7 protein-coding genes are annotated in these 6,862 nt (G+C 70.0%); all 7 read left to right on the plus strand.

What is annotated here, in order from left to right:
* Position 1 precedes the first annotated feature (1 nt).
* The 7 genes from ABZ854_RS19685 to ABZ854_RS19715 all read left to right on the plus strand — a co-directional run bounded on the left by ABZ854_RS19685 (position 2) and on the right by ABZ854_RS19715 (position 6,767).
* Positions 2-415, plus strand: a complete 414-nt coding sequence (locus ABZ854_RS19685; RefSeq protein WP_003973453.1) for a roadblock/LC7 domain-containing protein — start codon at positions 2-4, stop codon at positions 413-415.
* A gap of 112 nt (positions 416-527) precedes the next feature.
* Positions 528-929, plus strand: coding sequence for a DUF742 domain-containing protein (locus ABZ854_RS19690; RefSeq protein WP_129306364.1), 402 nt, complete (start codon positions 528-530; stop codon positions 927-929).
* Entirely contained in the window at positions 910-1,485 is a 576-nt protein-coding gene (locus ABZ854_RS19695; RefSeq protein WP_073889865.1) for an ATP/GTP-binding protein, read from the plus strand. Before ABZ854_RS19690 ends, ABZ854_RS19695 begins: the two co-directional genes overlap by 20 nt.
* A gap of 380 nt (positions 1,486-1,865) precedes the next feature.
* Positions 1,866-5,114, plus strand: a complete 3,249-nt coding sequence (locus tag ABZ854_RS19700; protein ID WP_361212242.1) for a nitrate- and nitrite sensing domain-containing protein — start codon at positions 1,866-1,868, stop codon at positions 5,112-5,114.
* A 10-nt stretch (positions 5,115-5,124) separates the two neighbouring features.
* Entirely contained in the window at positions 5,125-5,538 is a 414-nt protein-coding gene (locus ABZ854_RS19705; RefSeq protein ID WP_361212245.1) for a roadblock/LC7 domain-containing protein, read from the plus strand.
* 94 nt (positions 5,539-5,632) lie between these two features.
* Positions 5,633-6,196: a DUF742 domain-containing protein gene (locus ABZ854_RS19710; protein WP_361212248.1), complete on the plus strand. Its 564-nt coding sequence runs from the start codon at positions 5,633-5,635 to the stop codon at positions 6,194-6,196.
* Positions 6,177-6,767, plus strand: a complete 591-nt coding sequence (locus ABZ854_RS19715) for an ATP/GTP-binding protein (RefSeq protein WP_129306367.1) — start codon at positions 6,177-6,179, stop codon at positions 6,765-6,767. Before ABZ854_RS19710 ends, ABZ854_RS19715 begins: the two co-directional genes overlap by 20 nt.
* Positions 6,768-6,862 lie beyond the last annotated feature (95 nt).

Raw genomic sequence — 6,862 nt, forward strand, 5'->3', positions numbered from 1 at the left:
GATGAGCCAGGCGGCACAGAACCTGAACTGGTTGATCACCAACTTCGTGGACAACACCCCCGGGGTGTCCCACACCGTCGTCGTGTCCGCCGACGGTCTTCTGCTGGCGATGTCCGAAGGATTCCCGCGGGACCGTGCCGACCAGCTGGCGGCCGTCGCGTCCGGGCTCACCTCGCTGACGGCCGGGGCGTCCCGGATCTTCGAGGGCGGCAACGTGGCGCAGACGGTCGTCGAGATGGAGCGCGGGTTCCTCTTCCTGATGTCCGTCTCGGACGGGTCGTCCCTCGCGGTCCTGGCCCACCCGGAGTGCGACATCGGCCTCGTCGGCTACGAGATGGCACTGCTGGTCGACCGCGCGGGTGCGGTACTCACCCCGGACCTGCGCGCCGAACTCCAAGGCAGTCTGCTCCACTGATCGGCCCCGGCACCACCCACCTCACCAAACCACCGTCCGGCCGCCACAATCCCCCCACCGGCCCCCGTCAGACGGCACGACTGACCTAACTGCTGTCCCGCCCGGAGGATTCATGACCCCGCCGCCCACCGCCCATCATGATCCGTACGCGGAGCCGTACGGGGACGAGGGCGACCAGCCGCTGGTACGTCCCTACGCGATGACCGGCGGCCGGACGCGGCCCCGCTATCAGCTCGCCATCGAGGCGCTGATCAGCACCACGGCCGACCCGGCAGCGCTCATGGGCCTGCTCCCGGAGCACCAGCGCATCTGCCACCTGTGCCGGGAGGTCAAGTCGGTCGCGGAGGTCTCCGCGTTGCTGGCCATGCCGCTCGGTGTGGCCCGGATCCTGGTCGCCGACCTCGCCGAGGCCGGCCTGGTCGCCATCCACCAGCCGGGTGGCGACGAGAACAACGGCGGCGCTCCGGACGTGACGCTGCTCGAAAGGGTGCTCAGTGGACTTCGCAAGCTCTGACGCGGGCCGGGCCACCACCTCCGCGAAGATCGTGGTGGCGGGCGGCTTCGGCGTGGGCAAGACCACGTTCGTCGGCGCCGTCTCGGAGATCAACCCGCTGCGCACAGAGGCCGTCATGACGTCCGCGTCGGCCGGCATCGACGACCTCACCCACACCGGAGACAAGACGACCACCACGGTCGCCATGGACTTCGGCCGCATCACCCTCGACCAGGACCTCATCCTCTACCTGTTCGGCACCCCCGGACAGGACCGCTTCTGGTTCATGTGGGACGACCTCGTCCGCGGCGCCATCGGCGCCGTCGTCCTCGTCGACACCCGCCGCCTCGCCGACTGCTTCCCCGCCGTCGACTACTTCGAGAACAGCGGACTCCCCTTCGTGGTGGCGCTGAACGGCTTCGACGGACAGCAGCCGTACCAGCCGGAGGAGGTGCGCGAGGCCCTGCAGATCGGCCCCGACACCCCCATCATCACCACCGACGCCCGGCACCGCTCCGACGCCAAGAGTGCGCTGATCACCCTGGTCGAGCACGCCCTCATGGCGCGGCTGCGGTAGCACGCGGAAGCAAGACGCGCTACGGCAGTTGTCGTAACCGCAACGGAGCCGGCTGTGGGTTTTGACACGGTCGGCTCCGCTGTTCATAACGTTTCGGCAGAGGAATCGGGTGGGGTGGCCACCGATCGCGTCCGATCAGTGCCGCTGCGCTCACATCCGGCCCGCCTTTTGCCGGGGCTCGCTCTTTATGACCGTTTTATCTGGGGCCTACAAGAGCGTCGCCCCGGCTCTGCCACTGTTTGGAAGAGCGCTGGATGACGTGCTGGAATGCCTGAACTGCCCAGTAGTCAAAGACGTACTCCTCTGTGGTCTTGGACGAACCGGGCTCTGAGAGACTGCGGCACGACGTAGGTGCCGACCGCCGAGAGGTTGTTGGTCGAGTGAGGCGAAGCAAGAACGGTCCCGAGCCGTCGGCACGGGGCAACTTCACCCCGCCGCCGCGCGCTGCGGCGCCCTCCCCCGTGCCCCGTACGGAGTCCGCGGCCACTCCCCCGCCGAGCGGCGGCCGTTTCTCCCCACGCAACTGGCGGGTGCCGACCCGGCTGAACGCGATCCTGCTCATACCCGTGCTGGTCGGCCTCGTCATGGGCGGCTTCCAGGTGAAGGGCTCGATCGACACCTGGCAGGAGGCGCGGGACGCCGAGAGCACCGCCCGCCTGGTCCGCGCCGCCCTCACCTACGCCGACGCCCTCGACAACGAGCGTGACGTCAGCGCGGCCCCGCTGCTCCTGCACAAGGACAAGGCGACGGTCACGGCCGCCCGCAAGCAGACGGACGCGGCCGCCGACGCCTTCGACGCCGCCGCGGAGAACATGCCGCACAAGTCGGGCCTGGAGCGCCGGCTGGCGCTGTTCCGCAAGGTCGAGCCCAAGCTGCAGCAGCTCCGCCAGGTCGCGTACACCAGCAAGCTCACCGGTGTGCAGACCGAAGAGGGCTACGTCGACATCAACCACCCCCTGATGGAGTTCGCCAACGAACTCGGTCTGGGCACCGGCAACATCACCTCCTACGGCCGTACCGTCTACGCCATCTCGCTCACCAAGGCCGCGCTGTCCCTGGAACGCTCGATCGGCATGCACATCCTGGTCAAGCCCGGCCCTGACGCGCCGAACCTGGCGACCCAGCGGGTGTCGCTCTCCTCGTACGCGTACCTGGAGCGCATCGCCATCGAGGAGTACAAGGGCGGTGGCACCGCCGCCGACGCGGCCGTGCTGGCCCGGGCGCAGGCGAAGATGAAGAAGGACGGTGCCGCGATGGCGGCGCAGGCCAAGCAGCAGGACCCCAGCTACGTCCCGCCGCCGTCCGACCCCACGAAGATGGTCACCGCGCTGGCCACGCTGCCCGACACCAGCCCGCTCGCCCGGCAGGCGCTCGCCGCCAAGGGCATCACGGCGCAGAACTGGTGGGCGGTCAACACGCTGAAGTACAAGGGCTACCGCCAGATCGAGTCGGATCTCGCCGACAAGGCGGTGAACGAGGCCTCCGGCATCGCCGACGACGCCAAGACCTCCGCGATCACCACCGGCGCGGTCGTCGTCTTCGCCCTGCTGCTCGCGTTCATCCTGGCCGGCGCCGTGGCCCGGCAGATGAGCCGCTCCATGCGCCAGCTGCGCAACGCCGCCTTCGGCATCGCCGAGCAGCGCCTGCCGATGCTGGTCGACCAGCTCTCCCGCACCGACCCCGGCCGCGTGGACACCCGTGTCGAACCCATCCCCATCAACACCAGGGACGAGATCGGCGAGGTCGCCCGGGCCTTCGACCAGGTCCACCGCGAGGCCGTCCGGCTGGCCGCCGAGCAGGCCCTGCTACGGGGCAACATCAACGCGATCTTCACCAACCTCTCGCGCCGCAACCAGTCGCTCATCGAGGGCCAGCTGACCCTGATCACCGACCTGGAGAACAACGAGGCCGACCCGGACCAGCTGGAGAACCTCTTCCGCCTGGACCACCTGGCCACCCGTATGCGGCGCAACGGCGAGAACCTCCTCGTCCTCGCCGGTGAGGAGCCCGGCCGCCGCTGGGACCAGCCGGTCCCGCTGATCGACGTGGTCCGGGCCGCCTCCTCCGAGGTGGAGCAGTACGAGCGCATCGAGCTGTCCGGCGTCCCCGAGGCCGAGATCCACGGCCGCGCGGTCACCGACCTCGTGCACCTGCTCGCCGAGCTCCTGGAGAACGCCACCACGTTCTCCTCCCCGCAGACCAAGGTCCGGGTCACCGCGACCCGGCTGCCCGACGGCCGCGTCATGATCGAGATCCACGACAAGGGCATCGGCCTGACCGCCGAGGACTTCGCGGACATCAACCACAAGCTGGCCAACCCGCCGACCGTGGACGCCGCGATCTCCCAGCGCATGGGCCTGTTCGTGGTCGGCCGGCTGTCCGACCGGCACGGCATCCGGGTCCAGCTGCGCCCCTCGGGCGAGCAGGCCGGCACGACCTCCCTGGTCATGCTCCCGGACGCGATCACGCACGGTGGCGGCGGCGAGGTCCCGCTGGACCGCGAGGAGTTCACCGTCTCCCAGATCATCCCGGAGCAGCAGTTCCAGGGTGAGAACTTCGGCCGGCAGGAGCCCCTGCGCACCGCCGCCGAGCTGGGCTTCGACGACAGCCGGTACACCGAGGTCCCCGACGACATCCGTGAGCTCGACCCGGTCGGCCGCTCGCTGATGCGCGAGGAGCGCCGGGCCGCCCTGGAGGCGCAGTCCCAGGACCCGCAGTCCGCTCAGCAGCCGGCGGCCGACGAGCAGGCCGGCTACCCGGACCGGTTCGAGGCCCCGCAGGGCTACGACAACGGCTACGACGTCCCGACGGGATACCCGGAGCAGCCGCAGCAGCCGTACGAGGAGCAGCGGCAGGCCGCGTACCAGGAGTCGTACGAGGAACAGCCCTACGGCACCTCCTACGACAAGCCCTACGACGAGCAGTACTACGCGCCGAACGCCGGCTACCAGGGCCATGCGGAACCGGCCCAGGAGGAGTCCACGGCCGTCCACGCCGGGGCGTCCGACGGGTTCGGTGCCCAGGAGGAGCCGTCCTACCAGGACGACTGGCCCCAGCAGAACGGCTACCAGAACGGCTACCCGGCCCCGTACGCTCCGGAAGCGGAATCCTCGCAGGCCGCTGACGTGAGCGAGCCGGACCGCGTAGGCTTCGACCGTCCGGGACCGGCCTCTCCCGCCGCCCACGAGCTGACCGACGCCGGGCTGCCGCGCCGCGGCTCCGTCGCGAGCGGTTCCCACGGCGCGAACGGCACGAACGGCACGGCACGCGTGCAGCGGGAAACACCGGCTCCGGCCCCCGCCTCCGGGACCGACGGCGACAGCAGCTGGCGTTCGGCGAACGACGACCGCTGGCAGCAGGCCGCACAGCTCCGGAGGCCCAAGGCAGGCGGGGTCACCGCCTCCGGCCTGCCGCGACGGGTACCCAAGGCCAACCTGGTCGAGGGCACCGCCGAGAGCACCCCCCAGGGCGGCCCACAGGTCTCCCGCGCCCCGGAGGACGTCCGGGGCAGGCTGAGCAACCTGCGTCGGGGCGTCCAGCGCGGACGTAACGCAGGCAGTGAAACGAACGGCCAGGCCACTACGAATCAGCACAGTGGTCCTGACAGCACCTACAACCAGGAGCGTTAGTGTGAGCCCGATGAGCCAGGCGGCACAGAACCTGAACTGGTTGATCACCAACTTCGTGGACAACACCCCGGGGGTGTCCCACACGGTGGTGGTCTCCGCCGACGGACTCCTTCTCGCGATGTCCGACGGGTTCCCCCGGGACCGGGCGGACCAGCTCGCGGCCGTCGCCTCCGGCCTGACGTCGCTGACGGCAGGCGCCTCCCGTATCTTCGAGGGCGGCAGCGTGAACCAGACGGTCGTGGAGATGGAGAGGGGATTCCTCTTCCTCATGTCCATCTCCGACGGCTCGTCGCTGGCGGTGCTGGCCCATCCCGAGGCGGACATCGGCCTCATCGGGTACGAAATGGCCCTCCTGGTGGACCGTGCGGGCACCGTCCTCACCCCGGATCTGCGTGCGGAGCTCCAGGGGAGCCTTCTCAACTAACAGTCAGACGGTGCGGTTTCGCGTCCCGGGGCCGTAAGGTTTCGGGACGCGGCACCACAGGGACGGGCGCCCGGCGCAGTCGGAGGAGGAGAAAGTGGCAACACCCCCAGGCGGTTCGTCTTCGGGCAACTGGTCGTACGGCCCTGCCCAGGGCCAGGGCGACGGCTCGGCGAACTACGACTTTCCCTCCACCCCGCGCCACCGGCGGCCGTACATGCCCCAGGGTCCCGGGCCCTCGCCCTACGACCAGCCGCCGGCCCCCCGCATCCAGCCGGTGCAGCCGCAGCGCCGTCCCGAGCCGGCGCCCGCGGCGGCGAACAACCCCCTGGTGCGTCCGTACGCCATGACCGGCGGCCGGACCCGCCCGCGCTACCAGCTCGCCATCGAGGCGCTGGTGCACACCACCGCGCAGCCGCACCAGATGCAGGGCCAGCTGCCCGAGCATCAGCGGATCTGCAACCTCTGCCGGGAAATCAAATCGGTGGCCGAGATCTCGGCCCTGCTGACGATCCCCCTCGGCGTGGCCAGGATCCTCGTCGCCGACTTGGCGGAGGCGGGCCTGGTCGCCATCCATCAGCCCGGCGGAGACGAGAACGCCGGTGGCCAGCCAGACGTGACACTGCTCGAAAGGGTGCTCAGTGGACTTCGCAAGCTCTAGCGGAGGGCCGGTTTCTCAGAGTCGCTCCACCACCTCCGCGAAGATCGTGGTGGCGGGCGGCTTCGGCGTGGGCAAGACCACGTTCGTCGGCGCCGTCTCGGAGATCAACCCGCTGCGCACAGAGGCCGTCATGACGTCCGCGTCGGCCGGCATCGACGACCTCACCCACACCGGAGACAAGACGACCACCACGGTCGCCATGGACTTCGGCCGCATCACCCTCGACCAGGACCTCATCCTCTACCTGTTCGGCACCCCCGGACAGGACCGCTTCTGGTTCATGTGGGACGACCTCGTCCGCGGCGCCATCGGCGCCGTCGTCCTCGTCGACACCCGCCGCCTCGCCGACTGCTTCCCCGCCGTCGACTACTTCGAGAACAGCGGACTCCCCTTCGTCATCGCCCTGAACGGCTTCGACGGCAACCAGCCGTACCAGCCCGACGAGGTCCGCGAGGCGCTCCAGATCGGCCCCGACACCCCGATCATCACCACCGACGCCCGCCACAGGGCCGACGCCAAGTCCGCCCTGATCACCCTGGTGGAACACGCCCTGATGGCCCGCCTGCGGTAGTCGTCCGTCCGCGGACCGCAGTAGCTTCTCGCGCAGTTCCCCGGGTCGAGCAGGGCGACCGCGCGCAGTCCGGCGGCGCGCGCCTGCTCCCAGTC

This window comes from Streptomyces sp. NPDC047028, assembly GCF_040644095.1.
Lineage (GTDB): Bacteria > Actinomycetota > Actinomycetes > Streptomycetales > Streptomycetaceae > Streptomyces.

Excerpts from the sequence above, each read along its gene's own strand:
- ABZ854_RS19685 (WP_003973453.1), top strand. The coding sequence starts at position 2 with ATGAGCCAGGCGGCACAGAACCTGAACTGGTTGATCACCAACTTCGTG.
- ABZ854_RS19690 (WP_129306364.1), top strand. The coding sequence starts at position 528 with ATGACCCCGCCGCCCACCGCCCATCATGATCCGTACGCGGAGCCGTAC.
- ABZ854_RS19705 (WP_361212245.1), top strand. The coding sequence starts at position 5,125 with ATGAGCCAGGCGGCACAGAACCTGAACTGGTTGATCACCAACTTCGTG.